This window comes from Thermococcus sp. JdF3 (assembly GCF_012027495.1).
Classification (GTDB): domain Archaea; phylum Methanobacteriota_B; class Thermococci; order Thermococcales; family Thermococcaceae; genus Thermococcus.
In genome coordinates, this window is sequence record NZ_SNUK01000002.1 from 182,955 (window position 1) to 207,877 (window position 24,923).

The 24,923-nt window shown below is 57.7% G+C and carries 25 protein-coding genes; 15 read left to right on the forward strand and 10 right to left on the reverse strand.

All coding sequences use genetic code 11. From position 1 onward, the window contains the following. The first annotated feature begins 3 nt into the window (after positions 1 to 3). The gene (locus E3E42_RS03575; protein ID WP_167902745.1) at positions 4 to 1,170 is read left to right on the forward strand and encodes a hypothetical protein; all 1,167 of its coding nucleotides are present in this window, start codon (positions 4 to 6) and stop codon (positions 1,168 to 1,170) included. Here E3E42_RS03575 and E3E42_RS03580 read toward each other — a convergent pair. From E3E42_RS03580 to E3E42_RS03595, 4 genes are all read right to left on the reverse strand, one after another. After that, positions 1,167 to 1,808: an alanyl-tRNA editing protein gene (locus tag E3E42_RS03580; protein WP_167903130.1), complete on the reverse strand. Its 642-nt coding sequence runs from the start codon at positions 1,806 to 1,808 to the stop codon at positions 1,167 to 1,169. The two genes, E3E42_RS03575 and E3E42_RS03580, sit on opposite strands and share 4 nt — an antisense overlap. A gap of 76 nt (positions 1,809 to 1,884) precedes the next feature. Further along, on the reverse strand, positions 1,885 to 3,354 hold the full coding sequence (locus tag E3E42_RS03585) for an exodeoxyribonuclease VII small subunit (RefSeq protein WP_167902746.1): 1,470 nt from the start codon (positions 3,352 to 3,354) through the stop codon (positions 1,885 to 1,887). Positions 3,355 to 3,476: 122 nt separating this feature from the next. Continuing rightward, positions 3,477 to 4,769, reverse strand: a complete 1,293-nt coding sequence (locus E3E42_RS03590) for a dicarboxylate/amino acid:cation symporter (RefSeq protein WP_167902747.1) — start codon at positions 4,767 to 4,769, stop codon at positions 3,477 to 3,479. A 102-nt stretch (positions 4,770 to 4,871) separates the two neighbouring features. Beyond that, positions 4,872 to 5,582 carry a biotin--[acetyl-CoA-carboxylase] ligase gene (locus tag E3E42_RS03595; RefSeq protein ID WP_167903132.1) on the reverse strand — a complete coding sequence of 237 codons (711 nt, stop codon included), beginning with the start codon at positions 5,580 to 5,582 and terminating at the stop codon, positions 4,872 to 4,874. Between the two features lie 93 nt (positions 5,583 to 5,675). Here E3E42_RS03595 and fba point away from each other — a divergent pair, with 93 nt between their 5' ends. The 9 genes from fba (at position 5,676) to E3E42_RS03640 (ending at position 14,252) form a co-directional block, all read left to right on the forward strand. After that, positions 5,676 to 6,521, forward strand: a complete 846-nt coding sequence (fba, locus tag E3E42_RS03600) for a class I fructose-bisphosphate aldolase (protein WP_167903134.1) — start codon at positions 5,676 to 5,678, stop codon at positions 6,519 to 6,521. Between the two features lie 106 nt (positions 6,522 to 6,627). After that, a complete protein-coding gene (locus E3E42_RS03605; protein WP_167902748.1) occupies positions 6,628 to 8,409 on the forward strand; it encodes a pyruvate/oxaloacetate carboxyltransferase in 1,782 nt (593 codons plus the stop codon). Between the two features lie 174 nt (positions 8,410 to 8,583). After that, positions 8,584 to 10,341 carry a carbon starvation protein A gene (locus tag E3E42_RS03610; RefSeq protein WP_167902749.1) on the forward strand — a complete coding sequence of 586 codons (1,758 nt, stop codon included), beginning with the start codon at positions 8,584 to 8,586 and terminating at the stop codon, positions 10,339 to 10,341. 36 nt (positions 10,342 to 10,377) lie between these two features. Continuing rightward, on the forward strand, positions 10,378 to 10,668 hold the full coding sequence (locus tag E3E42_RS03615) for a hypothetical protein (RefSeq protein ID WP_167773171.1): 291 nt from the start codon (positions 10,378 to 10,380) through the stop codon (positions 10,666 to 10,668). Between the two features lie 9 nt (positions 10,669 to 10,677). Next, complete coding sequence (locus E3E42_RS03620; protein ID WP_167902750.1) at positions 10,678 to 11,670, forward strand: ArsA family ATPase; 993 nt, start codon at positions 10,678 to 10,680, stop codon at positions 11,668 to 11,670. Next, on the forward strand, positions 11,660 to 11,947 hold the full coding sequence (locus tag E3E42_RS03625; RefSeq protein WP_167902758.1) for an iron-sulfur cluster assembly protein: 288 nt from the start codon (positions 11,660 to 11,662) through the stop codon (positions 11,945 to 11,947). Before E3E42_RS03620 ends, E3E42_RS03625 begins: the two co-directional genes overlap by 11 nt. A gap of 1 nt (position 11,948) precedes the next feature. After that, positions 11,949 to 12,602 carry a hypothetical protein gene (locus E3E42_RS03630; RefSeq protein WP_167902759.1) on the forward strand — a complete coding sequence of 218 codons (654 nt, stop codon included), beginning with the start codon at positions 11,949 to 11,951 and terminating at the stop codon, positions 12,600 to 12,602. A 66-nt stretch (positions 12,603 to 12,668) separates the two neighbouring features. Then, positions 12,669 to 13,445, forward strand: coding sequence for an alpha/beta hydrolase (locus E3E42_RS03635; RefSeq protein ID WP_167902760.1), 777 nt, complete (start codon positions 12,669 to 12,671; stop codon positions 13,443 to 13,445). Between the two features lie 6 nt (positions 13,446 to 13,451). After that, positions 13,452 to 14,252 carry a hypothetical protein gene (locus E3E42_RS03640; RefSeq protein ID WP_167902761.1) on the forward strand — a complete coding sequence of 267 codons (801 nt, stop codon included), beginning with the start codon at positions 13,452 to 13,454 and terminating at the stop codon, positions 14,250 to 14,252. On the opposite strand, the gene E3E42_RS03645 is transcribed toward E3E42_RS03640, so the two are convergent. Both E3E42_RS03645 and E3E42_RS03650 read right to left on the reverse strand, forming a co-directional pair. Continuing rightward, positions 14,249 to 15,268, reverse strand: a complete 1,020-nt coding sequence (locus E3E42_RS03645) for an adenylosuccinate synthetase (protein WP_167902763.1) — start codon at positions 15,266 to 15,268, stop codon at positions 14,249 to 14,251. The two genes, E3E42_RS03640 and E3E42_RS03645, sit on opposite strands and share 4 nt — an antisense overlap. A 113-nt stretch (positions 15,269 to 15,381) precedes the next feature. Continuing rightward, positions 15,382 to 17,232 carry a prolyl oligopeptidase family serine peptidase gene (locus E3E42_RS03650; RefSeq protein ID WP_167903136.1) on the reverse strand — a complete coding sequence of 617 codons (1,851 nt, stop codon included), beginning with the start codon at positions 17,230 to 17,232 and terminating at the stop codon, positions 15,382 to 15,384. Between the two features lie 98 nt (positions 17,233 to 17,330). Between E3E42_RS03650 and ribD the strand changes: the two genes are divergently transcribed. From ribD to ribH, 4 genes are read left to right on the forward strand one after another with little or no spacing between them, the layout of a single operon-like run. Continuing rightward, entirely contained in the window at positions 17,331 to 18,413 is a 1,083-nt protein-coding gene (ribD, locus tag E3E42_RS03655) for a bifunctional diaminohydroxyphosphoribosylaminopyrimidine deaminase/5-amino-6-(5-phosphoribosylamino)uracil reductase RibD (RefSeq protein ID WP_167902764.1), read from the forward strand. After that, complete coding sequence (locus tag E3E42_RS03660; protein ID WP_167902765.1) at positions 18,394 to 18,951, forward strand: riboflavin synthase; 558 nt, start codon at positions 18,394 to 18,396, stop codon at positions 18,949 to 18,951. The genes ribD and E3E42_RS03660 overlap by 20 nt, the downstream gene beginning before the upstream one ends. Further along, entirely contained in the window at positions 18,948 to 20,108 is a 1,161-nt protein-coding gene (locus tag E3E42_RS03665) for a bifunctional 3,4-dihydroxy-2-butanone-4-phosphate synthase/GTP cyclohydrolase II (RefSeq protein ID WP_167902766.1), read from the forward strand. The genes E3E42_RS03660 and E3E42_RS03665 overlap by 4 nt, the downstream gene beginning before the upstream one ends. Before the next feature lie 59 nt (positions 20,109 to 20,167). Beyond that, on the forward strand, positions 20,168 to 20,629 hold the full coding sequence (gene ribH / locus E3E42_RS03670; RefSeq protein ID WP_167902767.1) for a 6,7-dimethyl-8-ribityllumazine synthase: 462 nt from the start codon (positions 20,168 to 20,170) through the stop codon (positions 20,627 to 20,629). Here ribH and E3E42_RS03675 read toward each other — a convergent pair. The 4 genes from E3E42_RS03675 to thiC are packed head-to-tail and all read right to left on the reverse strand — an operon-like array spanning position 20,619 to position 24,079. Next, complete coding sequence (locus tag E3E42_RS03675) at positions 20,619 to 21,209, reverse strand: IMP cyclohydrolase (protein ID WP_167902768.1); 591 nt, start codon at positions 21,207 to 21,209, stop codon at positions 20,619 to 20,621. The two genes, ribH and E3E42_RS03675, sit on opposite strands and share 11 nt — an antisense overlap. Next, positions 21,206 to 22,138, reverse strand: a complete 933-nt coding sequence (locus E3E42_RS03680) for a formate--phosphoribosylaminoimidazolecarboxamide ligase (RefSeq protein ID WP_167902769.1) — start codon at positions 22,136 to 22,138, stop codon at positions 21,206 to 21,208. Before E3E42_RS03680 ends, E3E42_RS03675 begins: the two co-directional genes overlap by 4 nt. Beyond that, positions 22,135 to 22,794 (reverse strand): phosphoribosylaminoimidazolesuccinocarboxamide synthase, encoded by a 660-nt coding sequence (locus E3E42_RS03685; protein ID WP_167902770.1) that lies wholly within the window; start codon positions 22,792 to 22,794, stop codon positions 22,135 to 22,137. The genes E3E42_RS03680 and E3E42_RS03685 overlap by 4 nt, the downstream gene beginning before the upstream one ends. A 4-nt stretch (positions 22,795 to 22,798) precedes the next feature. Continuing rightward, the gene (gene thiC, locus E3E42_RS03690) at positions 22,799 to 24,079 is read right to left on the reverse strand and encodes a phosphomethylpyrimidine synthase ThiC (RefSeq protein ID WP_167903138.1); all 1,281 of its coding nucleotides are present in this window, start codon (positions 24,077 to 24,079) and stop codon (positions 22,799 to 22,801) included. A 94-nt stretch (positions 24,080 to 24,173) separates the two neighbouring features. Between thiC and E3E42_RS03695 the strand changes: the two genes are divergently transcribed. Continuing rightward, positions 24,174 to 24,923 carry a sulfide-dependent adenosine diphosphate thiazole synthase gene (locus tag E3E42_RS03695; protein WP_167902771.1) on the forward strand — a complete coding sequence of 250 codons (750 nt, stop codon included), beginning with the start codon at positions 24,174 to 24,176 and terminating at the stop codon, positions 24,921 to 24,923.

Below are 24,923 nucleotides of genomic sequence, written 5' to 3' on the forward strand. Positions count from 1 at the left end.
ATCATGAGAGGCGTCGCGTTAGTTATGGCAGCATTCCTGCTTCTCCAGCCGGTTCTGGCGTGGGAAACCACGATAGACGTTCCAGGCAGGGAGTACCAGGTCATCGAGGACATTGAGATGAACTACACCTCCTCCTGCCCCCAATGGGTCTTCTTCACCTTCTCCGGTCCCGAAAATAGCGAAACCGCCTCCTTCTTCGCCAACGGTTCGGGGACCCTCAACCTGCGGAACCTCTCGCCGCCTGTGGTGAGTTCTGACTGGAAACACGTCAGGATAACAATCGAGGCCCGCTGTCCGGTGAACATCACCGCCAAGCCCATCTACAGTCCCAGCGTCTGCGGCGAGGAGTACTACGTCGCGCACTGGAGGTACCGCATCGTTAAGATGCCCCTTCACCGTCGCGGGGACGGTTACTTTCTCGAAAGCCCCCTCGATGTCAAGGCCATATACTTCTCATCGAACCGCCCCTACGTGAACGGAAGCAACGTCCTCGACCTGCCCCTGGAAGTTCTAATAAAAACCGGCGATTCCAGCACCACGGTCAGCCCGAGGCCGGCCTGGGATGGCGTGTGGTGGCTACCGATCAACGCCTCCGGGAGGATTGAGGTTACCCTGAGGGGAGAAGCGGCGCCTTACATCAGCGAGGTTTACGCCCTCGCCCTTCTCCCGCAGAGGGAAAGTCGGGGCTTCATACCGGCCTACGGGGACGGCTATCACCCCCAGAGCTGCTGGCCGAGAGAATACCTCCACCTGAGCGGGGAAGCCTTCTGGGGCGGGGAAGATTTCACCCTCTTTGAGTACACGACTCCCGACGGAAAGATGGAGAGGATTTACGTTAAGGACGGCTACGTCTGTGCAAGGATAGACGGTGGGGAAGCCTGCGGCGGGAGGCTCATACCCGGGCCCTCGCGCTTTGAGGTTCTCTTCGTCCAGGGAACCCTGTACATCTACCAGTGGGGCCGGGAATTCCTGAGTATGGACGTTGGGAGCAGGGCGATTTTTCCCGAGCGGTTCATCGGCCTTCCAAGCAAGAAACTTTACGGAATGGAAATTTACGGAAGGAAACCCGTCCCCTGGGAGGAGAAGAAGGGCGTTCCTGACGTCCTCCTGGGGGCGCTCGCCATCGCTGCCGGCATTGGAATAATTGTGGTAATGGCGAGAAGGCGTTAGCCTTCAAGCCATATCTCCAGCCTCTGCTTCCCCTTTCCCAGGCTGGAGCGCTTGAACTTCTTGAGGTGGCCTATCTCTCTTATGTCCCTCACGTGCGTCCCACCGCAGGGAATGATTTCGAAGTCCCTTATTTGGGTGTAGCGCGTTTCCCCTTCCCACCATATCCTCATCTCTCCGCCCTCGTCGACGAGCCGGTTGAAGGTCTCGATTATCTGCTCCTTCCACTGGTTCACGTTCTCGGGGTAAAGTATGTCGTATCTGCCCTTCTCGACGCTCATTCCGCTTCCGTAGAGCTTCCACTCGCCCGGCAGGACGAGGTTGAGGACGTGCTCCAGCAGGTGCATGGCGGTGTGTATCCTCATGAGCCTGTACCTGTAGTCCCAGTCGATTTTGAGCTCGACCTCATCGTTAGGCTTGAACCTCTCGGGTTCAGCCACCACGTGCCAGACGTTGCCTGCATCGTCCTTGTAGACATCGAGAACATCAACGCCGTTTATCGTCCCCCTGTCGTGGGGCTGGCCGCCGCCGGTCGGGTAAAACACCGTCTGATCAAGAAGAAGGGCACCCTCTTTTACCTCAAGGACCTTCGCCTTCGCTTCCCTCAGGTAGGCATCCTCGTAGTAGAGCTTGCGCGTCATCCTGACCACCAACCAAAATTGGAGCGCTCCCTTAAATGGGTATCGAAACGGAGAATGAAAGGGAAGAAGGGGAAGCTCAGTGCTTCTTCCAGAAGGCCACCGCCAGGGCCACGATAAGCACCGCAACGATGACCGCGGCCATCTTCTGTGTGTCGCTCATTCCTCCGTTGGTCTCCTCTGCCGGCAGGGTGTACCTGACCGTTGCGCTGGTGCGGTTGGCGAGGAGGGCCTTAACGTCCTCCGGCTGGGCGCCGTAGCGGATGTAAACGTTGGAGACTATCTCCAGGGTGTTCCCCCTGCGGACAACGGTCATGGTAAAGCGGTTGCCCTTGACCTCGTCGCTGATGTTGTCGGGCACTTCGAGGAACTCCCCGCCGCCGGTCAGGTTGAGGGTGAGGTGCAGGGTGTTGTTTACCTCATACTCACTCCTGTCCCGGAGGCTCTGGGCCATTCCCATCGTTGGGTCGAAGGTGTAGACGTACGACCCGTTCTCATACTTTGTGAAGTTCCTCAGCGTGTACTCCGCGTCGATGACGAGGGGCGCGGTTGTCTCGTTGAGGCCAAGGATGGTGACCTTGCCCCCGTCCACTATGGCGCCCTGGTAGCCGAGGGCCAGGGAGTAGGTCCTCAGTATGTACTCCGTCACGTTCTGGACGCCGTAGGAGACTATCTCCGCCTTCCTGGCGACGACGTCCCTGAGGGGTTCAACGTACTCGTCCTTCATGTGGAGCCTTACGGTGCCGTTGGCGTGGATGTCGAGGGTGACGTACTCGTTGGTTATGCTCTTCTCGTAGTGCTCGACTCCCTCGTAGGGGGTCTTGTAGCGAATGTAGTAATCCCCGTAATCTCCGAAGAGAGACTTAAAACCGTCGGGGGTCAGCCAGGGCTCGAGGTGGATGTGGGAGCGCACGACGACGGTGTTTCCATCGGCACTCGACTCGACTTCAAAGCGGCTCTGATTGTACTGCTTGACGAAGGGCTTGGGGTAGCTGAGCAACGTCGCATTGGGCGGGAGGACAACGATGAAGGTGTTGTTGGCCTCTATGCCGAAGGGGAAGCCGGTGTCGGGAACCATCATCGAGCCGTAGCCCCTCGTGGGGTCCACCCGGAGCTCCCAGTAATGGTCGTAGGAGTAGTACCTGGCGTAGTCGAGGGCTATCGCGTTGAAGACGAGGGTTATGTTGTTGCCCTCCTCTATGCCGTAGGACTTCATGCTCTCGTTCACAAGCTTGACCCCGGCCTGGGTGAGGCCCTGAATGTACCTGGCGAGCTGCTCCTGCTCGAACTTCTTTATGGCTTCCTCGAGCGTCATGTTGCCGTTCTGGGTCTCGTTGAGTATGCTCTCTATTTGCTTGTCTATTTCCTCCTTCGGCCCCAGCCAGACGCTGGTCATGGTTATGTTGGCGCTGCCGTTGGGCAGGAGGACTATCCTGAAGGTGAAGTCCTGCTTGTAAACCTGGACCTCGTCTCCAGCCGAGACAAAGCCCGGGCCAACGAAGGACGCCAGGAGAATCGCGGCGAAAATGACCGCAAGGACTCTTTTCATTACACATTACCTCCATTCTACCTGTGCTGGTAGTTAGCGCCACTTTGGGGTATTTAACTTTATCCCAGAGAGGCCAGAAGAGAGAGCCAGCCAACACAGGGAAAAATGAGAGGACAGAGAGTTCAGCTCGTCCACTTGGAAGAGTCCAGTTCTCCTTCCGTCTTGGCAACAATGGTCGTTCCTGCCAGGTCGCCGGTGACGTTCACCATCGTCCTGCCCATGTCAAGGATTGCGTCGATTCCGAGTATCATGGCGTAGGCCAGGGCAACAGGACTTCCGGCCGTGAGGTCGAGACCGACGCTCTGGAGAACCATGGCGAGCATTATGGCTCCCGCGCCGGGAACTCCGGCCGTTCCTATCGAAGCCAGAACCGCCGTGAGAACGACCACGAGTTGCTGGCTCAGGGAGAGTGGCTGGCCGATGGCGTATGCGACGAATAGGACTGTAACCCCCTGGTAGAGCGCGGTTCCGTCCATGTTTATCGTCGCACCAAGGGGCAGCGTGAAGGAGAATATTCCCCTGTCGATGCCCATCCTCTCCTCCGCAACGCGCATCGTAACCGGCAGCGTTCCGCTGGAGCTCCTCGTGACGAAAGCCGTCAGCATGGCGTCCTTTGCCCTTTTGAGGAACTTAACCGGGTCGATACCAAAGATTTTGAGCAGGACGGCATATACAAGCAGTATTTGAAGAACCAGACCGGCGTAAACGGCCAGAACGACCGTTGTCAGCGGCCCGATGACCTTCGTGCCCTGGATTGCCATGACGTAGGCTATGAGTGCGAAGACACCTATCGGTGCGTACTGCATGACCCCTCCGACTATGAGGTACATCGCCTCAGCAAGGCCGTCAAAGGCCCTGAGAAGTGTCGTTCCAGCGGTCCTAAGCCTCTCGTCCTCCCTGTTGGTGAGGTATGTTAGGGCTATCCCAAGGACTATCGCAAAGAATATCGTCTGAAGAACCGCACCGCTGGAGAGCGACTCAAATGGGTTCGTCGGCACTATGTTCAGGAGAGTGTCAACCAGGGACGGCGGCTGGGCCTCGATGGCCTTGCCGGCACCGGTTCCAAGGTCAACCCCCCTCCCCACGTGGAAGAGGTTGCCCATGAGCAGGCCGAAGAACACCGCAAACGCTGAGGTAAACAGGTAGTAAACGACGATCTTAACGCCCACACGACCCAACCTGGCGGGGCTGATGCTTGATGCACCCACCACAAGGGACGCGAGGACTATTGGCATGACGAGCATCTTCAGAAGCCTGACGAAGAGGTCGCCGAAGGGCTTTACGTATGTCTCAACGGCGTCCTGCCAGCCGAAGTGAGCCGCTACCAGGCCAAACACTGCGCCCAGAATGAGGCCCCAGAGTATCTTCCAGAGAACCGGGTAGTCCAGATACCTTCTCAGAAGTCCCTTTCCCACTGTTCCACCCCCTCATTAAGCTGACTAATTGCCAGCAGAATCAATAAGCCGATGATGATATATTAATGTTATCCGTCAAATATTGACAGAATGACAAAGAACTTAGAAGAACCTTAGCGAGACGTCTCCATACAGGATTCTCCTTAACTGTCCGTCAATGTCCATAAGTAATGAGCCATCGTCCAGTATGTCCAGTGCCATACCGGAGATTCTCTCATTCCCTTCAGTTACGGTGACGGCCTTTCCCAGTATGAATGCTCTCTCGCGAACCTTCGCCATCAGCAGGTCAGGCCTCTCCCGGAAGACGCGGTACCATCCGTCTAGGTGGAGCAGGATCCTCTCAAGAACCGCATCGAGTGGCACTTCCCTACCGATAAACTGCACCATCGAAACAGCGTTTTTCCTGAGCTCCTCGGGGATGGCGTTGTTCACGTTGAGGCCGATTCCCAGTATACTGTACTCCCCGGCCTTTCCCTCGGTCAGTATTCCAGATATCTTCCTGCCCCCCGCCCACACATCGTTGGGCCACTTTATCCCGGACTCTATTCCAAAGTCCGCGAGCGTATCGACGACCGCCAGCGCCCCGACGAAGACGAGCCGCGGATCCACTCTGGGAGGCTTGAGAACGACGCTGAGCCACAGGCCGCCCTCGGGGGAGGTCCAGTTCCTTCCCCTCCTGCCCCTCCCAGCGGTCTGCCGCTTCGCCACGACAACCGTTCCCTCCGGGACATCCTGCGCTATTCGCTTCGCGTACTCGTTGGTGGAGTCAACCTCGTCCAGGGTTATGAGCTTTCTTCCGATGATGCGCTCCATTTCCACCACCAAAGCGATTTCCATGGACTCCTTAAACAACCTTCGCCCAAAAACCTTAAATCCTCAAAGAATATATCACTCCCGGTGATTAGTATGGATGCATACCAGAACGTAGGCATAAAGAGGAGGATGAAGCGCTTCTTCAGGAGGGACGGAAGGGCCCTCATCTTCGCCATGGACCACGGCTTCGAGCACGGGCCGATGGACTTCGAGGAGCACTGGGAGCACGTGAACCCGCGGATTATCATAAAAAAGGTCGTCAGGGCCGGAATCGACGGCGTCATGATGCTCCCGGGCCTCGCGAGAATGGCGGGCGATGAGGTGAAGCCCAACGTCGGTCTGATGATCAAGCTCACCAGCAAGACCAACCTCCGCCCGAAGGACGACCAGCTCCTCCAGAGCCAGCTGGGTTTCGTTGAGGACGCGATAAAGCTGGGCGCCGATGCGATAGCGGCGACGGTTTACTGGGGTTCCCCACAGGAAGACGTCATGATGCGTCAGTTCGCCGAGATAGCGAGCTACGCCCACGACCTCGGCTTCCCGGTCGTCCAGTTCGCCTACCCGCGCGGACCGTACATAAACGAGAAGTACGGCAGGAAAGAGGACTACCGCGTCGTCATGTACGGCGCGAGGGCGGCCGTCGAGAGCGGTGCAGACATGATAAAGACCTACTGGACGGGCTCGAGGGAGAGCTTTGCCAAGGTCGTTGATGCCGCCGCAGGCGTTCCGGTTCTCCTCAGCGGCGGGGCCAAGGCTGAGAACCCCGTGGACTTCCTCAACCTCGTCTGGGAGGTCATAGAGGCCGGTGGCGCCGGAGCGGTCGTTGGCAGGAACATCTTCCAGCGCGAGAACCCGGAGCCCTTCATAAAGGCCCTCCTCCGCGTCGTCCACAGGAACGAGGACCCGGAGGAAGCGGCGAAAGCCGAGGGGCTTCTCTGATTTCAGTTATTTCGACTTTTGCCGATATTCTTTTCTCCTTTCGCCGCAATCCTTTTAAGGCCAGGGCTTTGTACCGTCTCACAACGGAACCGAAGGGGTGACCAACATGGCCAGGGTTGAAATCATAGACACCACCTTCCGGGACGCCCACCAGTCCCTCATAGCGACGAGAATGACCACCGACGATATGCTGGCGATAGCCGAGAAGATGGACAGGATCGGCTTCTACTCCATGGAGGTCTGGGGAGGGGCTACCTTTGACGTCTGCATACGCTACCTCAACGAGGACCCCTGGGAGCGGTTGAGGCTCCTCAGGGAGCACATCAGGAAGACCAAGCTTCAGATGCTCCTCCGCGGCCAGAACGTCGTCGGCTACAGGCACTATCCAGATGACGTGGTCGAGAAGTTCGTCGAGCTGGCCCACAGGAACGGGATCGACATCTTCCGCGTCTTTGATGCACTCAACGACGTCAGGAACATGGAGGTTGCGATAAGGAAGGCCAAGGAAGTTGGGGCGGAGGTTCAGGGGGCCATCGCTTACACCACCGGAAAGATCTTCACGCTCGAGTACTACCTGGGAAAGGTCGAGGAGCTTTTGGCTCTCGACGTCGATGTAATCACGATCAAGGACATGGCGGCCCTGCTCACCCCCAGGAGGGCCTATGAACTGGTCAGGGAGATAAAAGAGCGCTATGGCGTCCCCGTCAATGTCCACACCCACTCGACCACTGGAATGGCGGTCGCGACCTACCTCAAGGCAGTCGAAGCTGGAGCGGACTACATAGACACCGCGATAAGCCCGCTCGCCTTCGGAACGGCCCAGCCGGGCATACAGACCATCTGGCACGCCCTGCCGGAAGCGGTTGGGAGTCACCTTGACAGGGATCTGATACACGAGGTCTCGCGCTACCTCAAGAAACTGCTGGAAGAGAAGTACTCCGGTCTGCTCCACAAGGAGACGCTGATGGTGAACCCCTACGTGCTCAAGTACCAGGTCCCCGGGGGCATGTACTCCAACCTAATCTCCCAGCTGAAGGAGATGAAAGCTCTAGACCGGCTTCAGGAGGTTCTCGAGGAGATTCCGCGCGTCAGGGAGGACCTCGGGTGGCCGCCGCTGGTGACGCCGACCAGCCAGATAGTCGGAACGCAGGCGGTTCTCAACGTCCTCTTCGGCAGGTACGAGAGGATAACGGAGGAGGTCAAGAACTACATAAGGGGCCTCTACGGCAGGCCGCCGGGAGAGATAAACCCTGAGCTGAGGAAGAAAGTCCTCGGCGACGAGGAGCCGATAACCGAAAGGCCCGGAAGCCTGCTCGGGCCCGGGCTGGAGGAGTGCAGGAGAAAGCTTGAGGAGCTCGGCTACCTGGAGAATGAGGAGGACGTTCTGACCTACTGCCTCTTCCCGCAGGTGGCGCTTGAGTTTTTCAGGGCCAGAAGGGAGGGCAGGAGAAAGCCGGGACTCCCGAAGACGGTTCAGAGGTTCAAGCTCTACGTGGACGGCGTCGAGTTCGAGGTCGGCGTTGAGGGAGTTGACCTGAGCGCGCTCAGATACCTGCCCCAGGTGGCCGGGGTTCCGACTCCACCCAGCGCTCCGAAAACAGCACCTGCTCCTGCGCCCGTTGCTGCCCCCGCTCCTGCTCCGGTTGCTCCAGCAGCAGCGCCCGCACTGGCCAGTGAGGGTGCCGTAACGGCTCCAATGCCGGGCAAGATTCTTAGAATACTCGTCAAGGAGGGCGAGCAGGTCAAGACCGGCCAGGGGTTGGTCGTCCTCGAGGCAATGAAGATGGAGAACGAAATTCCGGCACCAAAGGATGGAGTGGTTAAGAAGATCCTCGTCAAGGAAGGCGACACCGTGGACACCGGACAGACACTGATAGAGCTTGAATGAAGCCTTCTCCCAGCTTCTTTTCTTTCTATCGCCCTCTTAAAATACTTTCACTGGGAATCCGGACATGATTTCCAACGGTTAGTTCAAAAACGGAATACCTTCAGTTTTTTGCCGAAAAGCATTTATACTCCAGAAGTGTACATCACAGCGCAGAATATACATGGAGGTGCAACCATGAACTCCGCTGTAATAGTTCTTCTGGCCGGTGCAATATACCTGGCCATGTACTTCAGCTATGGCAAGAGCCTCCAGAGCAAGGTTGTAAAGGCAGACCCCAACAGACCGACTCCGGCCCACAGGCTCTACGACGGAGTTGACTACGTTCCAGCGCACCCGCTCGTTCTGTACGGCCACCACTTTGCATCGATAGCGGGAGCAGGGCCTATAGTTGGTCCGGCAATTGCAATGGCATGGGGTTGGCTGCCTGGACTGCTGTGGGTCTGGTTCGGAAACGTCTTCATCGGTGCCGTCCACGACTATCTCGCACTGATGTCCTCTGTCCGCTACGATGGCAAGTCGGTCCAGTGGATTGCAGGAAAGCTCATGAGCAGGAAGACGGGCGTAGCCTTCGAGGTCTACATCTGGTTCGCCCTCCTGCTGGTCGTCGCGGCTTTCGTCGCGGTAACAGCCAAGCTCCTGACCGTGACACCCCAGGCGGCAACCGCAACGCTGCTCTTCCTGCTCGTCGCGGTGATACTGGGTTACCTGATGTACAAGGTCAGGCTGGACTTCAAGCTGGCAACGATAATAGGCATCGTCCTCCTCATCGCAGCAGTGTGGATCGGTCTCAAGTACCCGCTGGTCTTCGTGGACGGCCAGACCGACACGACCTCCGCAGCCTACACGACCGCCTACCACTACTGGAACATAATCCTCATGATTTACATCATAATCGCGGCCTCGCTCCCGGTGTGGATACTCCTCCAGCCCAGGGACTACCTCAACGCCTACATCCTCTGGTTCGGCCTCATCTTCGGTGGAATAGCGTTCATCTTCCTTGCCAAGGACTTCACTGCTCCAGCGTACACAACCTGGAGTGCCTACGTGGTTACCGGAATAGGAGAAGGCGGCAGTAAAATCCCTGTAGCATCGCCCTTCTGGCCAACGATACCTCTCATAATCGCCTGTGGCTCGCTCAGCGGATTCCACTCCCTCGTCGGCTCTGGAACCACCAGCAAGCAGCTCGACAACGAGATACACGGCCTCATGGTTGGCTACGGTGGAATGTTCACTGAAGGGTTCCTTTCAACGATCGTCATAACCGCCATAGCCGTCTACGGAGTCCAGCTCACGGGACTTCAGCCGGAGCAGTGGGCCACCGAGTACATAACCAAGGGAGGCCTTGGAACCTTCCTCGGCGGCTACGCCAAGGCCGTCAGCGAGTTCTACGGCGTCAGTGAGACCTTCGGAAAGACCTTCGCGACGCTGTGGGTTTCGGCCTTTACGCTGACCTCGCTCGACACGGCCACGAGGCTCGGCCGCTTCGCCTGGCAGGAGCTTTTCAGCATGGTCACTGACACGAGCAAGGGAATCGCAAAGATCCTCACCAACAAGTGGGTGGCCTCGATAATAATAGCAGGCATTGGAACCTACCTAGCCTGGGGAGCCGGCTACAAGGTCATCTGGCCGGCGTTCAGCGCGATGAACCAGATGCTCGCGAGTATAGCCATGATGACCGCTGCACTCTGGGTTGCAAAGGTCCAGAGGGCTGGAAACTGGAGCTGGGCGGTTCTAATCCCTGCTCTCTTCCTCTGGATTACAGTGACGGCGGCGATAATCTGGTACCTCATCTACGTGCCGATGGTCGGCCAGTACCTCATAGCCGTCAAGGGTGCGCTCGTGGTCAGCCTGCTCCTCAACCTGCTCCTCGCCTGGGACTTCTGGGTCGCCTGGAAGAAGCCCAGGGAAGAGTACGCCGCGAGCGCGGCCTGACGTCTTTTCCTTATTTTTGATTCTCAGGTGGTGAGAATGAAGGACAAAGAAAAAGACCCGCTGGATAACGTTAGAGCCTTCTTAAAGGGTTTTTTCGGGGCATTCAAACAGAACTCAACCGAGTACCTCGAATTCGAGCTGAGAGAGCTTGAGAACGTCTTCGCGCTCACGCTCATGGGGGCTTTCGTTGGAATCCCCAGCCCGCCGACGACGCTCGTGATAAGAGTGCTCCCCCACATGACGCGCGAGCTGTACGTAATGCAGCGCAGGGCGGTGGATATGGACGACGTGCTCGGCGAGCTGGCGGGGATGTTTGAAATCACGTGAGGTGGTCCCATGAGGGAGTTCTTCCTGCCCAAAAAGGGCTACCGTGTCGTCTTTTTCATAGGTAAGGGTGGAGTTGGTAAAACTACCAGTTCGGCGGCGGCCGCTGCGGCGCTCGCGGAGAGGGGCTACCGGACGCTGATAGTGTCGCTCGACCCGGCCCACAACCTCGGTGACGTGCTGATGGTAAAGCTCAAGGACAAACCGAAGAAGATAGCCGAGAACCTCTACGCGGCGGAGCTTGACATGGAGAAGCTGATAAAGACCTACCTCAAGCACCTGGAGGAGAGCATGAAGCACACGTACCGCTACCTCACCGTCATAAACCTGGAGAAGTACTTCGAGGTTCTGAGCTACTCCCCGGGAATCGAGGAGTACGCCACGCTGGAGGCGGTGAGGGAGATACTCGCAAACGGGGACGACTGGGACGTTATAATCTTCGACACCCCTCCAACAGGGCTGACCCTCCGCGTTCTCGCGCTCCCCAAAATCTCCCTAATCTGGACGGACAAACTCATCGAGATAAGGAAGGCCATCCTCGACAGACGCGCCGCAATAGCCAACATCCATGGAGAGCAGGAGTTCACCGTTGAGGGCGAGAAGATAAAGCTGCCCACGAGGGAGCAGGACGACGCCGTGATGAAGGAGCTGAAGTCCTACCGCGAAGAGGTGGCCTTCGTTGAGGGAGTTATAACCGACCCCGAGAAAACGAGCGTTGTGACCGTTATGAACCCTGAGATGCTCCCGCTCTACGAGACGGAGAGGGCCTACAAAAGCCTGAAGAAGTTCAGAGTTCCCTTCAACATGATCGTCATGAACAAGGTTCTGGAGCTGAGGACGGAGGTTCCGGAGCTGAAGGCCAAGATAAAAGCCCAGGAGCGGGTTCTCGGGGAGGTTGGGAGGAAGTTCAGCGGGATCGAGGTGGTAAGGATACCCATCTTCGCAGAGGAGCCTCGCGGGCTGGAGCGTCTCAGAACCCTCGGGGGAACGATAGTTGGAGAGTGAAGAAATCTACGAGATGCTTAAAAGGGTGAAGGAACCCATAACAGAGGTGGATATAGTGAGCCTCGGGCTCGTCGAGGCCGTCACCGCCGATGAGGAGGGCGTCAGGGTATACCTCCGGCTCTCCGAGGGCGTGGAGCACCCGTTTCAGAACGCCCTCAGCTGGCCCGTTCGCTGGCGGATCGTGAGGGACGTCGCCGCTGCCCTCGATGATGTCGCCGGTCTCGAGATACTCGACGCACGAACCCTCGAAAGATATTACCCGCTGGAGGAGGATTGAGATGGACAATCAGGTACTGTTCGCTGCGATATTCCTTATTGCGGGCATCTCCGCCCTTCAGTTCTACAGGGGGCGGAAGCTGAACCTCATGCTGATGGAACACTACATACGGGCCGTCAAAGAGGTAATCAATCCGGAAGATGAGCTTTACACCTGGCTCGGCGGCTACATCGGCTTTCGCGCCGAGTACAAGGTCAACCGGGGCAACATCAGGAAGTTTGAGTACACCCTAACACTCCTCCCGAGGCACAGCCTCCTGTACTTCCCGATAGCCCTTATAACAAGCAGGCATGACAAGCTCTACATCGTCGTGAGACCATTCAACGACATAAAGCACGAGGCCCATCTGATACAGAAGGGATACTACAGAATGAGGCCGGGAATAGAGAACGAGGAGCTGCTCAAGAAGGAGATAATTGAGATAGCCGGAAGGCAGTACGAGGCCCTCTACGAGAAGAGGAGGGACGTGGAGAACCTGAAGGCACTCATCGAGAGCTTCTCAAACCCCCACAACGTCAAGCACGTCTCCCTTACCCCAAGCACCAACGTTTTTTACATCCAGATGAAGCCTGAACCTGAGACCATCGGTTCGGACATTGAGAGGATAATGCGCTTCGTCAACGAGAGGCTCAAGGAGAGCCCCTTCTCCCCGTGAACCTTTCTTTCATCCGGGGAAAACGTTAAATCCTCCGACCACCCATTTTCTAGGGCGGTGGATGTTATGAAGGTCTATAAAGTCAGCTTCGGCGAACCTGGACTTGGATGGGTCGTTCTTGTCCACGGCCTGGGTGAGCACAGCGGGAGATATGGGAGACTAATTGGGGAACTCAACGATGCCGGCTTTGCCGTCTACACCTTCGACTGGCCCGGCCACGGTAAGAGCCCCGGCAAGAGGGGACATACAAGCGTTGAGGAAGCAATGGAGATAATCGACGGCATTATAGATAAAATCGGTGAAAAACCATTCCTCTTCGGCCACAGCCTCGGCGGACTGGCAGTAATCCGCTACGCTGAGACAAGGCCTGAGAAGATACGGGGCGTGGTGGCATCCTCACCGGCACTCGCCAAGAGCCCCGAAACGCCAGATTTCATGGTGGCCCTCGCGAAGTTCCTCGGGAAAATCGCTCCAGGAATCGTTCTTTCCAACGGGCTGAAGCCGGAGCTGCTTTCCAGGAACCCCGATGCGGTGAAGCGTTACGTCGAAGATCCACTCGTCCACGACAGGATTTCCGCAAAGCTCGGAAGGAGCGTCTTTGAAAACATGGAACTGGCCCACAGGGATGCAGGGAGGATAAAGGTTCCCGTGTTGCTAATCATCGGCACAGGGGATGTAATAACACCGCCCAAGGGGTCAAGGAGGCTCCTGGAAGAGCTCACAGTCGAGGACAAGGCAATTAAGGAGTTCGAAGGGGCCTACCACGAGATATTTGAGGACCCTGAATGGGCGGATGAACTCCACCGAACGGTGGTTGAGTGGATGGTGAGGCACGCGGGGTGAATTCTCATGATCTTCAACACCTTCCAGGATTTTATGGAACGCTGGGACGGGAGCCCGGAGGGTTGGATCGCATACATCAGCAACTATCCGGAACTCTTCGAAAAAATTAAGGAGGACTATGCGAGATACGGGGCAAGCTGGAGGGATTATCTGAAGCTGCTGGACAAGAGGAAGCCCGAGGAGTTCCCTAAAGCATATGAGCGCCTCAGGGAAGCACTGCCAAAAATTGCCGCCGATGTTGAGAGGCTGTTCGGGATTACCCAAAATGATTACAACATCGTCATATACGTCGGCCTTGAAAATGGGGCCGGGTGGGTGACAGAATTCATGGGAAAGCCCTCAATTCTTTTCGGCCTGGAAGCCGTAGCCGAGCTTGGATGGTACGATGGAATCGGGGGACTGATTGCGCATGAATTTGGACACCTTGTGCACTGGCTCATGAGGAACGAGAACCTGGAAAAGCTCGAAGAGGAGGCCCTTATGGGGCTGTATACGGAGGGATACGCCCAGAGGGTGGAGGACATCCTAACGGGGAGACCATGGCACCTCGAGTATGATGGATGGTTCGAATGGTGTGCGAGAAACGAGCGGTGCCTCAAGGAGGAGTTCGCAAGGAGGGTCCGGAAAAACGAACCGCTGAACCCGTTCTTTGGCTCGTGGTACGAGCTCTTCGGAATGAAGTTTACCGGCTACTATCTCGGCTACAGGTTCATCAGGTGGCTTGAAGAGATGCTCTCCTTTGAGGAAATAGCAAAACTGGAGAAAGAAATGGTCAGGAGAATGATTCTGGAGTTCCTTGAGGGCTAAATGACCTCCCTTCTGTCTATTATGTGCTCCAGCTCAGGCCCCGTCTTGATGAGCCCTACCGGAACACCGACGCGCTCCTCGATTTCCTCAACGAACTCCCTGGCCCTCCTGGGAAGCTTGTCGTAGTCGGTAACGCCGAAGGCATCCTTGTCGTACTTGTCCAGCATCGTCAGGGCGAGCATCGTCGCGCCGTTGAGCTTCGCGGAGTAGCGGGCGAACTCAAAGTCGAACCAGCCGACCCTCCTCCGCCTCCCTGTGACGGTCCCGTACTCAACGAGACCCAGCTTCTCCGCCTCCTCCTGGCTCATCTCGGTCGGGAACGGCCCCTCCCCAACCCTCGTCGGGAAGCTCTTGAAGACGACTATGACGTCGTCAACCCTCGTCGGGCCTATTCCCACGTCGCTCGCTATGGCCGAAGCGGTCGTGTCCTTCGAGGTCACGTAGGGGTAGGTTCCGTAGTAGAGGCTCAGCCCGAAGCCCTGTGTCCCCTCGACGAGTACGAGCTTCCCTTCGTCCAGGGCGTCGTTCACTTCCGCGGCGACATCCGTCAGGTATGGCTCAAGCTCGGGGACGTCCTTTGCGAGCCTCGCCCGCCTCATGACCCTGTCGGCGTTTGCCGGCCCGCAGCCGCTTCCGGTGGTTCCTATCCTGTCGTGGAGGTGGCTGTTGCTCCTGTCGAGCTTCTTGTGCTCGTCCTCGATTATGGAACAGCGGTAGTCGATGCCAACCCTCTCGGCGACGTTGAAGTCCCTGAGGTGCTCGAGCTCGTGGAAGAACACCCCGGGATCAACTAGAACACCCGCACCCACGAGAAGCCGGGCCTTCGTCTGGATGAACGCCGTTGGAAGCTGCCTGACCGCGTACTTCGTACCGTTGATAAAAACACTGTGGCCCGCGTTCGTTCCAACCCCACCGCGCGCTATGACCTCAGGCTCGTCCTTCAGGGCAAGGTAAGCGATAACAGAGCCCTTGCCCTCATCTCCCCACTGACCACCAACAACGATGTAGCTCGGCATGGCTCCTTACCCAGGTTTAAGTCAATAGGGGGCTTATAACGGTTTCGGATTTAACGAAAAAATGTCTAAAAATAATCGCCATCCTGAAAACGTTGAACTGGGAAATGGAGAAGTTAAGAAAGGGTTTTCACCACGAAGGCTAGCAAATCGGTCAGCTCCTTAGCCCTCGTCTCCGGCGATGCCCCCATGTGCCCGCTCTTGGTCTCGACGCGGAGGTAGACAGGCGCTCCGAGCCCCTTCAGCTTCATGAAGAACTTGAGGGCGTGTGCGGGATGAACGCGGTCGTCGTGTAAACCCGTGTAGATGAGCGTCGGCGGATAGCTCTTTTCAGGGCCGACGTTATGGTACGGGGAGTATTTAAGAAGGAACTCCCTGTCATTCGGGTCGTCGGGGTTTCCGTACTCCGGAATCCAGACGCTCCCGATGTAGAGTTTATGGAAGCGGAGCATGTCTATGACGGGGTAGCCTATCAAGGCCGCGTCCATCACGTCCGGCCGCTGGACGAGCGTAGCTGAGACCAGAAGCCCGCCGTTGCTCCTTCCCCAGGCGGCAACGCGATAGCCCTCACCCTTGAGCTTACCGAGAACGGCTATGAAGTCGTCGAAGACGTTCTGCTTGTTCTCCCTCATTCCCGCCCTGTGCCACCCCTCGCCGTATTCGCTCCCACCGCGCAGGTTGGCCATTCCAAAGGTCCCGCCACGCTTTAGGAACGGAATCACATGCGGGAAGAAGCGCGGAGTTAAGGCGATGTTGAAGCCTCCATAGCCGAAGACCCACGCTTTCCTCTCGTCCCCCTCGCCCTTCACGAGGAAGTAGTGAACCCTCGTCCCGTCCGTAGAGGGGGCAAAGTCTTCCTCGACCCTGAAGTTCCCGTTGATTCCCTGCCCCTCTACAAGCTTAAGCCCACCGCTGAACTCGTAGAGCCTGTAGGGGACGGTGAAGCTCTCATACCTTATGAGCGCCCTCGTCCCATCTGTGTCGAGCGGGTAAACGCTCCCCGGGAGGTCGAAGGTTATCTCGTCGAGCTTCTCCCCGTCGGGCGAGTAAACCTCAACCCTGTGGCTCGCGTGGACGAGCCTGCCGGCGAGGATTTTGCCGTCAACTAGAACTGCCCACTCGAGCGGGAAGTCACCCTCGGGAATTACTTCTTCGACTTCCCCGTCCGTTATAGCTATAACCTTTCCAAGACCCTTCCCCTCCCTCGTGAGGACGTAGAGCCTTCCGTCGATCATGTCAATTGGCTCGACCGGAACGTCCGCCGAGTAAACTTTCCTCCACTCCTTTGGCCTGTCTATCGGCCCGGCGTAGATCTCGGCGCTGTTCCAGCCGAAAGTAACGGTGACCATCGCGGTCCTTCCGTCGGTGCTCTTCATGAGCGAGATGAAGTGGCCGGAGCTAAGGCCCTCGCCGAAGACGAGTCTTTCCCCATCTTCATCCTTCCAGAAGAGCCTCACCGCAGGTGCCTTAACGCCGTCCGGGGTTTCGCCGTGCCTGTAGAAGCGGGAGAAGTAGTAGCCGTTTTCCAGGAAGGTAACGTTCCAGACCGAGGGCCTGAACTCGTCAACCACTTCCCCGGTTTCGAGGTCGATGATCCTCGTTATTCCCTCGTCCGCCCCACCTATCGAGAAGCTGTAGGCGAGTCTTTTCCCGGCATTGTCTGCCGTGAAGCCCTGGAGGAGAACCTCGTCGCCGAGTTCCCTCTCGAGCTCCTTTGAATCAACTATGGCCTCTCCTCCGAGCCACCTGATGACCTGTCTATCCCTCTCGCGGTACATCGCTATTACGCCCTTCTCCGTCAGCCTCGCACCGGTCAGGACCGGAATCGAGTAGTACTCCCAGACCTCGGGGAAGAGCTCGTCGCTCAGCCCTCCGATGAATTCTCTGAAGCGTTTGTTCTCCTCCTCGATGAGCCTCAGAAGGCGCTCGTCCTTGAGGTTCTCCATCCACAGGTACGGATCCTCCATGAAAACCACCATCTTAACGTTCGGCAAAGGGCATAAAAAAGTTTTGTTGTTCCCAAATCGGAACAAAATCTTAAAAGTTTCGGAACAGACGCTCAACCATGAGCACGGAAGACGAGAGGTTCATGCGGCTCGCGCTTGAGCTGGCCAAAAAGGGGGAGGGCCGGGTCAACCCAAACCCCACGGTCGGGGCCGTCATCGTTAAGAACGGGAAGATAATCGGCCTCGGCTGGCATCAACGCTTCGGCGGGAAGCACGCGGAAGTGAACGCCATAGAGGATGCCAAGAGGAAGGGCCACGACGTCAGGGGCGCCACGATGTACGTAACGCTCGAACCCTGCTCCCACTGGGGGAAGCAGCCGCCGTGCGCCGACAGGATAATAGAGGAGGGATTCAAGCGGGTCGTAGTTGCCATGGAAGACCCTAACCCCCTCGTGGCCGGCAGGGGAATCGAGAAGATGAGGAAAGCGGGCATAGAGGTCGAGGTAGGCCTTCTGGAGGAGGAGGCGAGGAAGCTCAACGAGATTTTCATCAAGTACATACCCACCGGAACCCCCTTCGTCTCGATAAAGCTTGCCCTGACCTTAGACGGCTTCATAGCAACCGAGAACGGTTCCTCACAGTGGATTACAGGAGAAAGGGCGAGGCTGAAGGTCCAGGAGCTCAGGAGGAGGCACATGGCCGTAATGGTCGGCTCCGGAACGGTTCTGGCGGACGACCCGAGGCTCAACTGCCGGCTCGATAACTGCCCGGAGAAGGTGAAGGCAATCCTCGACCGCTCCGGAAGGGTTGCGGAGGCGATTAAGGCGGGAAGGAGGTTCAGACTCTTCGAGGACGGGAAGGTGATATTCTTCACCGAGAGGCCGGAGCTCTTCGAAGGAATAGCCGAGGCATACCCGATAACCGAGCCAGAGAAAATCCTGAGGAAGCTCGGCGAGCTGGGGATAGACAGCGTTCTGATAGAGGGCGGAAGGATTGCCTGCGAGTTCTTGGCTTTTGCGGACAAGTTCTACCTCTTCTACGGGCCGAAGCTCTTCGGCAACGGAATCAAGCCCTTCGAGTGCCTGAAGGTCGAAACGGCCAGCGACGCCCCAGTTCTTGAGATAGAATCGCTGGAGAGGCTCGGCGAGAGCTTCCTCGTGACGGCTTACCCCGGTGGTGGAGATGTTCAGCGGGATCGTTGAGGGAACGGGAGGAGCCCACTACTCTGCTGGAAGGCTCCACGTCGAGTTGCCCTTTGAGGTCAAACCCGGGGACAGCGTCGCCGTTAACGGGGCCTGCCTAACGGTGGTCGAGTTCGATGGGAGGATAGCGACCTTCGACGTCGGCGAGGAGACGCTGAGGAGGACGAACCTGAGGGGGGCGAAGGTGGTGAACCTCGAAAGGGCCCTGAAGCTCGGCGAAAGGCTCGACGGGCACATCGTTACCGGCCACGTGGACGGGACGGTTCGCTTTATAGCCTCGCGGAGGAGCGGGAACACGACGTGGATGGCCTTCGAGATGCCGCCCGAGAAGTGGGGGATAGCTGAGAAGGGCTCCATAGCCCTGAACGGCGTCTCCCTGACTGTTGCGAGGGTGGAATCAAACCGCTTCTGGATCCAGGTAATTCCGTACACCCTCAAAAACACCAACCTCGGTCTCCTGAGGCCTGGTGAGAGGGTGAACTACGAGATTGACGTCCTGGCCAGATACGTAAAGCGCATCATGGAGGCAGGGGTATGAACTGGGAGGAGATCAGGAAAGCCGTGCTCGATGGGAAGCCGGTCGTTTTGATAGATGACAGGAGGGAGTTCGAAGCGGATTTGATTTATCCCGCGGAGATAGCTTCGTCCGAGGTCGTCAACTTCATGCTCTCGGCCAAAGGGCTTCTCTGCCTCACGATGGACATGGACGAGGCCCTAGAGAGGGGCTTCTTTCCGCTCCCGAGCAAGGAAGGTGAGACGAACTTTCTGGTTCCGGTTGATTACAGCGAAACCTTCACCGGGATAACAGCGGAGGAGAGGGCTTTAACCGCTCGAAAAATCGCCGAGGGGCTGGACATCGAGGCCTTCCGCTACCCGGGCCATCTGCACCTCCTCGGGGGAGTGGGCCTCAACAGGCGGAGGGGGCACACCGAGAGCTCGCTGGAGCTTATGGAGTTCCTCTGTTTCAAACGCTACGCCCTGATAGTGGAGATCCTCGACGAGGAAGGCGACTCCCACAACAGGGACTACGCGCTCAACTTCGCGAGGGAGCACGGTTTGCCAGTCCTCACAACCGACGACGTCTGGAAGGAATTCGTGAGGAGGAAGCAACTGGTAAGAGTTTACGCCAACGCGAGGCTGCCGACGCGCTACGGCGAGTTCAGAATCATAGCCTTCGACAACGAGCTGGATTTCAGGGAGCACGTGGCGATAGTGAAGGAGCCCTACGGTGAGATTCCGCTTGTGAGGGTTCACTCGAAGTGCCTGACCGGGGACACTCTGGCCTCTCTCAAGTGCGACTGCGGGAGCCAGCTGGCCAACGCCCTGAGGATGATAGCCCAGGAGGGGGGCATACTCCTCTACATGGACCAGGAGGGCAGGGGAATAGGCCTGAAGGAGAAGATAAAGGCCTACGAGCTTCAGGATAAGGGCCTCGACACGGTTGAGGCAAACGAGGCGCTCGGCCATAAGGAGGATGAGAGAACCTATGAGGCCGCGTTCCAGATGCTCCGCGCCTTGGGCGTGTCGAAGGTCAGGCTCATCACCAACAACCCGGCAAAAGCCAAAGCCCTCGAGGAGTTCGGGATAGAGGTGGTTGAGACGATTCCGGCTCCGGGCGAGGTTACAGACCACAACAGGCCTTACCTCAGGGTGAAGGCCGAGAAGCTCGGCCACAGGATTCCCTTCGAGATATAATCAATCACCGTATTATTTAATTCACGAATTAGACAAAACAGTATTACGGGGGTGAGGGTATGGAGGTTCGCGTCGTTGAGGGTGAATTCATGGGTGAGAACCTGAAGATAGGCGTCGTTGTTGCGCGCTTCAACGACCTCCTGACCGGGGAGCTCCTCAAGGGGGCGCTCGACTGCTTCGAGAGGCACGGCGTTGATAGGGTGGACGTGGTTAAAGTACCGGGCTCCTTCGAGATACCGCTCGCTGCCAAAAAGCTCGCCGAGAGGGGCTACGACGCGGTTCTGGCCCTCGGTGCTGTTGTTAGAGGTGAAACCAAGCACTTCGATCTGGTTGCCAGCGAGGTTGCCAAGGGAGTTGCCAAGGTTTCGCTCGACACGGGCGTTCCGGTTATCTTCGGCGTGATAACCGTGGAGGACGAGCTCCAGGGCTTCGACAGGGCGGGGGTGAAGAGCAACAAGGGCTTCGAGTACGCTATGGCAACGCTGGAGATGGCGAACCTCATGAAAAAACTCAGGGACTGAGCCAAGCCAGCCCCCACTCCTTCCTTTCTTTCACTATCCCGATTGCGAGCACCTTCTTCTTGAAGGGAAGCTCCATAGCCTTCTCGGCAAGCTCCTCAGCGCTCTCAAAGGCCGGTAACTCCAGCTCGGCAAAGCCCAGGTTGTAGGTCGCTGTAACAAAGGCCTTCCCCTCCTTCAGCCCCAGTTCCTTCACCCAGAACTCGTCCCTCCCGGCGAAGCCGAGCCAGCCCTTCCCGCCGGTCCCGATTATACCCGCTATCCTCGGCGTGCTGTAATCGTCCCTCTCGTAGTCGAGGGCATCGAGGACGTGGATTAGGGCCTTCTTGGGGCTCTCCCACTCGAGGGCCTGGGCAATGAAGTCCGTCTGGAGGCCGTTCGTGACGACGGCGTACTCATCGAGGAGCCTCACGACGGGGTAGCTGACGTATGGGTTGTCGGTCTCGGTTAGGTTCTCGATGTAAACTGCCCTCCCTTTAACGATGGCCTTCCTCCTAGGAAAGGAGCGGGAGCAGAGAAGGTAGAAGGCGAAGGGCTTTCCGTTCATCAGGCCGATCCCCAGGGTTCTGCCCGTGTAGGTCAAGTTACCACCTCCTCAAGCCTGTCCTCCCCGAGGGCGAGCCTTATCTCCCGCGCTATCCTCCTGCCCACGCTCATCGGCTCGTCCCAGTAGAGCCGTCCGTACCAGTGGAGCGCGTTGGAACCGCCGTCTATCCGCGAGGCGAAGCCTATCGCCCTAAAACTCCCATCGTAGGCGAAGTGGAGGGCGAAGGGGCCGATTACCCCAGGTGGCTCCAGCTTTTTCATCGCCCCAACGAAGGCCAGGCCGTAGTCGTAGAGCCTCGGCAGGAGCGACTCCCTCAAAGCGACGCCGACGTTCCCCGCTATGGTGTAGGGGAGCGGTTTTACCGGCCAGCGGGCGTTTCCATCGGCTATAAGCACTCGCTCATCGACTCCGAGGAGCTCGAGCCTTTCCAAAATCGGCGAGTAGAAGAAGTGGACGTAGAGGTAAACGCCCGGTATGAACTCCTCGATTCTGAACTTGGCCTCGATGTCCCCCAGTCTCTCCTCAAGCTCCTCGCCCCTCGCCAGGAAGTGCCCGCTCCCGCCCCGCGGGCCTTCGAGGCGGACGAAGTAGGGCTCGTCCGGCTTAATCTCTTCGGGCTCGATAACCTCAACCCTAGGAATTCCGGCCGCGTCCAGGGCCCTGTCCTGCAGTTCAAAGGCCGTCTCCCACTTCAGAAAGCGTTTGTTGCCGAAGAACCTTGCTTTAGCCTTCTCTATCCCCTCAGGCCCGAGGTAGGCGACGAAGGAGCCGTGGGGGATCACTATCCCATCGTCCTCAAGGATCGCGCCCATGTCTTCCGTGACGATGAGCTCGTCCGCGAGCCTCGTGGAGGCGTAGAAGGCCCTCCTTTCGGGCTTCACGTAGAGCCTCGTCCTAAACCCCTCGTCTTTAGCTCCAAGGAGAATCTGGAGGGAGGAGTGTGAAGCTATCGTCGAGAGGATCACTCTATCACCTCCGAGAGTTCCTCCCGGGTCAGAATCCGCCCATCTTTCGCGACGCGCATCGTGTCCCCGCTAAGTTCATCTATGATGATCAGCCGGCCATCGAGCCTTCCGAACTCGAGCTTGAAGTCAACGAGCTGGAGGCCCTTTGAGGAAAAGAACTCCCTCAAGATTCTTGCCACCTTCCTCGTCGTTTCCTTCATCTCCCTGACTTCCTCTTCGCCCGCGATTCCAAGGGCGACCACTGCCTCCTCGGCTATGGGCGGGTCGTCGAGGGAGTCGTCCTTCAGGGTGAACTCAACTACCCCGAGCCTCTGGAATGGCTTTGTCCAGCCCTTATAGCGCCTCAGAAAGCTCCCGTAGGCGAGTTCCCGATAAATGACCTCCAGCGGAATCCTCTCGGCCTTCAGAAAGCGCGCCTTTCTCTCGTCAATCCGCTCGACGAAGTGCGTCTTTACGCCGTTTCTCTCAAGGAGGCGGAAGAAGAACTCCGTCTGCTCCAAAACGAGGCTCCCCTTTCCAGCCATCTCACCGATTACCTCGTTGCCCCCGCTGTCCTCCCGGCCGTTCCTGCCAAGGACGGTGTCCTTGAAGTGGAAGATTAGGTACGGGCCGTCCTCGTAGACGTCCTTCGTCTTGCCAGAGTAGACGAGCCTCACTCTCTCACCCCTTCCGGAGCATCTCCTGGATGAGCTTTATCGCGCAGAGGTCGCCGCACATGGAGCATGCCTCGGTCTTCGTCGGTCTCTCCTTCCTTATCTCGACGAACATCTCCCTGTCCTCGCTGAGCTCGAACTGCTTCGCCCAGTCGAGCCTGCCCCTCGCGACGCTCATGAGGTAGTCCTTCCTGAAGTCCGCCTCGAAGCGGGTCAGGTTTACCGCGTGGGCCGCTATTCTGGAAGCTATAACCCCCTCGCGAACGTGCTCAACCGTCGGCAGTCCGAGGTGCTCAGCTGGCGTCACATAGCAGAGGAAGTCCGCACCGTTCAGGGCCGCTATCGCACCGCCGATGGCCGCACTTATATGATCGTAGCCCGGGAAGATGTCGGTAACTATTGGCCCAAGAACGTAGAAGGGCGCGTTGTCCGTGGCAACTTTCGCGAGCTTCACCTGCGCCGGTATCTGGTCTATGGGCACGTGTCCCGGCCCCTCGACCATTGTCTGAACGCCGGCTTCCCTCGCGCGCCTCACGAGCCTCCCGAGGGTGTAGAGTTCCGCTATCTGAAGCTCGTCGCCGGCATCGGGAAGTCCACCAGGTCTAAGCCCGTCGCCGAGGCTCAGGACGACGTCGTACTCCCGCGCGAGCTCAAGGAGGTAGTCGTAGTCCTTATAAAACGGGTTCTCCTCGCCCCAGTGGAGTATCCATGCAGCCAGAAAAGTCCCGCCGCGCGAGACCATGCCGACGATCCTCTTTGCCCTCTTCATCTTCTCGACGACTTCCTTGGTTACTCCAACGTGAATCGTCGTGTAGTCAACGCCGTCCCGGAAGTGCTTCTCAACGGCCCTCCACATGTCGTCCTCGCCCATCTCGATGATTGCCTTCCCTTTAGCGAGCATCTCCTCGGCGGCCTGGTAGATTGGAACCGTCCCAATTGGAACATCAACGGCGTGCATTATGGCCTTCCTTATGGAGTCGAGGTCACCGCCGGTGGAGAGGTCCATTATCGTGTCCGCCCCGTACTTGACGGCCACCTTGGCCTTCTCCATCTCGGCCCTGACATCGACGATGTCGCGGGAGGTGCCTATGTTGGCGTTCACCTTGACGCGGACAACGCTTCCAACGGCGACCGGCTTCACCCAGTCGTGGCGGACGTTGCGGAAGATGACGGTGTGTCCTTTCGCCACGCTCCTCCTGAGCTTCTCGGGGCTTATGCCCTCCCTCTCGGCGATGAACTTCATCTCCTCCGTGATTACGCCCCGCTTTGCCTCCTCAAGCTGGGTCATTCCCATCACCCGGTTTTAAAACCTCTTTATAACAAAGTTTTTAAATTTCAAAACTCAGTTTTTACCGCGGCTTAAAAGGTTTTGGGTGGTGGCGATGAAGGAGATGGAGATAAGCAGGGCGATAATCGAGGCCTACACGGCCGAGCTTCTTGACAGTCTGAGCCTCGACGTGGCGATAGTAGGTGCTGGCCCCTCGGGAATGGTCGCCGGCTACTACCTCGCCAAGAACGGCGCGAAAGTTTCGATATTTGAGAAGAAGCTCTCCATCGGCGGCGGAATCTGGGGCGGCGCGATGGGCTTCAACAGGATAGTCGTCCAGGAGGAAGCCAGGGAAATCCTCGACGAGTTCGGGATAACTTACAGGCCCTTCAAAAACGGCCTCTACGTTGCCGATGCCATCGAGACGGCAACGACGATAGCGAGCAAGGCTGTAAAGGCAGGAGTAAAGTTCTTCAACATGATAGAGGTCGAGGATCTCGTCCTGAAAGAAAACCGCGTGGCGGGGATAGTCATCAACTGGACGCCGGTTCTCATGACGGGCCTCCACGTGGACCCGCTCACCGTCGAGGCGAAGTTCGTAATTGACTCAACCGGTCACGGGGCGCAGATAAGCCAGCACCTCGTTAAGAGGGGCCTGCTCAAGGTTCCTGGAGAGGGCCCGATGTGGGCCGAGAGGGGCGAGGAGCTCACGGTCAAGCACACGGGGGAAATCTTCCCCGGTCTCTACGTCACTGGAATGGCCGCTAACGCGATAGCCGGTGCCCCGAGAATGGGCCCGATATTCGGCGGAATGTTCCTCAGCGGGAGGAAAGCGGCCCTCGAAATCCTCGAAAAGCTGGGGTGA

Coding starts and splice junctions, on each gene's coding strand:
- E3E42_RS03620 (WP_167902750.1), top strand. CDS start 10,678: ATGAGGGAGTTCTTCCTGCCCAAAAAGGGCTACCGTGTCGTCTTTTTC.
- ribH (WP_167902767.1), top strand. CDS start 20,168: ATGGAGGTTCGCGTCGTTGAGGGTGAATTCATGGGTGAGAACCTGAAG.
- ribD (WP_167902764.1), top strand. CDS start 17,331: ATGAGCACGGAAGACGAGAGGTTCATGCGGCTCGCGCTTGAGCTGGCC.
- thiC (WP_167903138.1), bottom strand. CDS start 24,079: ATGACCCAGCTTGAGGAGGCAAAGCGGGGCGTAATCACGGAGGAGATG.
- E3E42_RS03605 (WP_167902748.1), top strand. CDS start 6,628: ATGGCCAGGGTTGAAATCATAGACACCACCTTCCGGGACGCCCACCAG.
- E3E42_RS03580 (WP_167903130.1), bottom strand. CDS start 1,808: ATGACGCGCAAGCTCTACTACGAGGATGCCTACCTGAGGGAAGCGAAG.
- E3E42_RS03695 (WP_167902771.1), top strand. CDS start 24,174: ATGAAGGAGATGGAGATAAGCAGGGCGATAATCGAGGCCTACACGGCC.
- E3E42_RS03595 (WP_167903132.1), bottom strand. CDS start 5,582: ATGGAGCGCATCATCGGAAGAAAGCTCATAACCCTGGACGAGGTTGAC.
- E3E42_RS03635 (WP_167902760.1), top strand. CDS start 12,669: ATGAAGGTCTATAAAGTCAGCTTCGGCGAACCTGGACTTGGATGGGTC.
- E3E42_RS03665 (WP_167902766.1), top strand. CDS start 18,948: ATGAACTGGGAGGAGATCAGGAAAGCCGTGCTCGATGGGAAGCCGGTC.
- E3E42_RS03610 (WP_167902749.1), top strand. CDS start 8,584: ATGAACTCCGCTGTAATAGTTCTTCTGGCCGGTGCAATATACCTGGCC.
- E3E42_RS03650 (WP_167903136.1), bottom strand. CDS start 17,232: ATGGAGGATCCGTACCTGTGGATGGAGAACCTCAAGGACGAGCGCCTT.
- E3E42_RS03575 (WP_167902745.1), top strand. CDS start 4: ATGAGAGGCGTCGCGTTAGTTATGGCAGCATTCCTGCTTCTCCAGCCG.
- E3E42_RS03660 (WP_167902765.1), top strand. CDS start 18,394: ATGTTCAGCGGGATCGTTGAGGGAACGGGAGGAGCCCACTACTCTGCT.
- E3E42_RS03630 (WP_167902759.1), top strand. CDS start 11,949: ATGGACAATCAGGTACTGTTCGCTGCGATATTCCTTATTGCGGGCATC.
- E3E42_RS03645 (WP_167902763.1), bottom strand. CDS start 15,268: ATGCCGAGCTACATCGTTGTTGGTGGTCAGTGGGGAGATGAGGGCAAG.
- E3E42_RS03640 (WP_167902761.1), top strand. CDS start 13,452: ATGATCTTCAACACCTTCCAGGATTTTATGGAACGCTGGGACGGGAGC.
- fba (WP_167903134.1), top strand. CDS start 5,676: ATGGATGCATACCAGAACGTAGGCATAAAGAGGAGGATGAAGCGCTTC.
- E3E42_RS03615 (WP_167773171.1), top strand. CDS start 10,378: ATGAAGGACAAAGAAAAAGACCCGCTGGATAACGTTAGAGCCTTCTTA.
- E3E42_RS03585 (WP_167902746.1), bottom strand. CDS start 3,354: ATGAAAAGAGTCCTTGCGGTCATTTTCGCCGCGATTCTCCTGGCGTCC.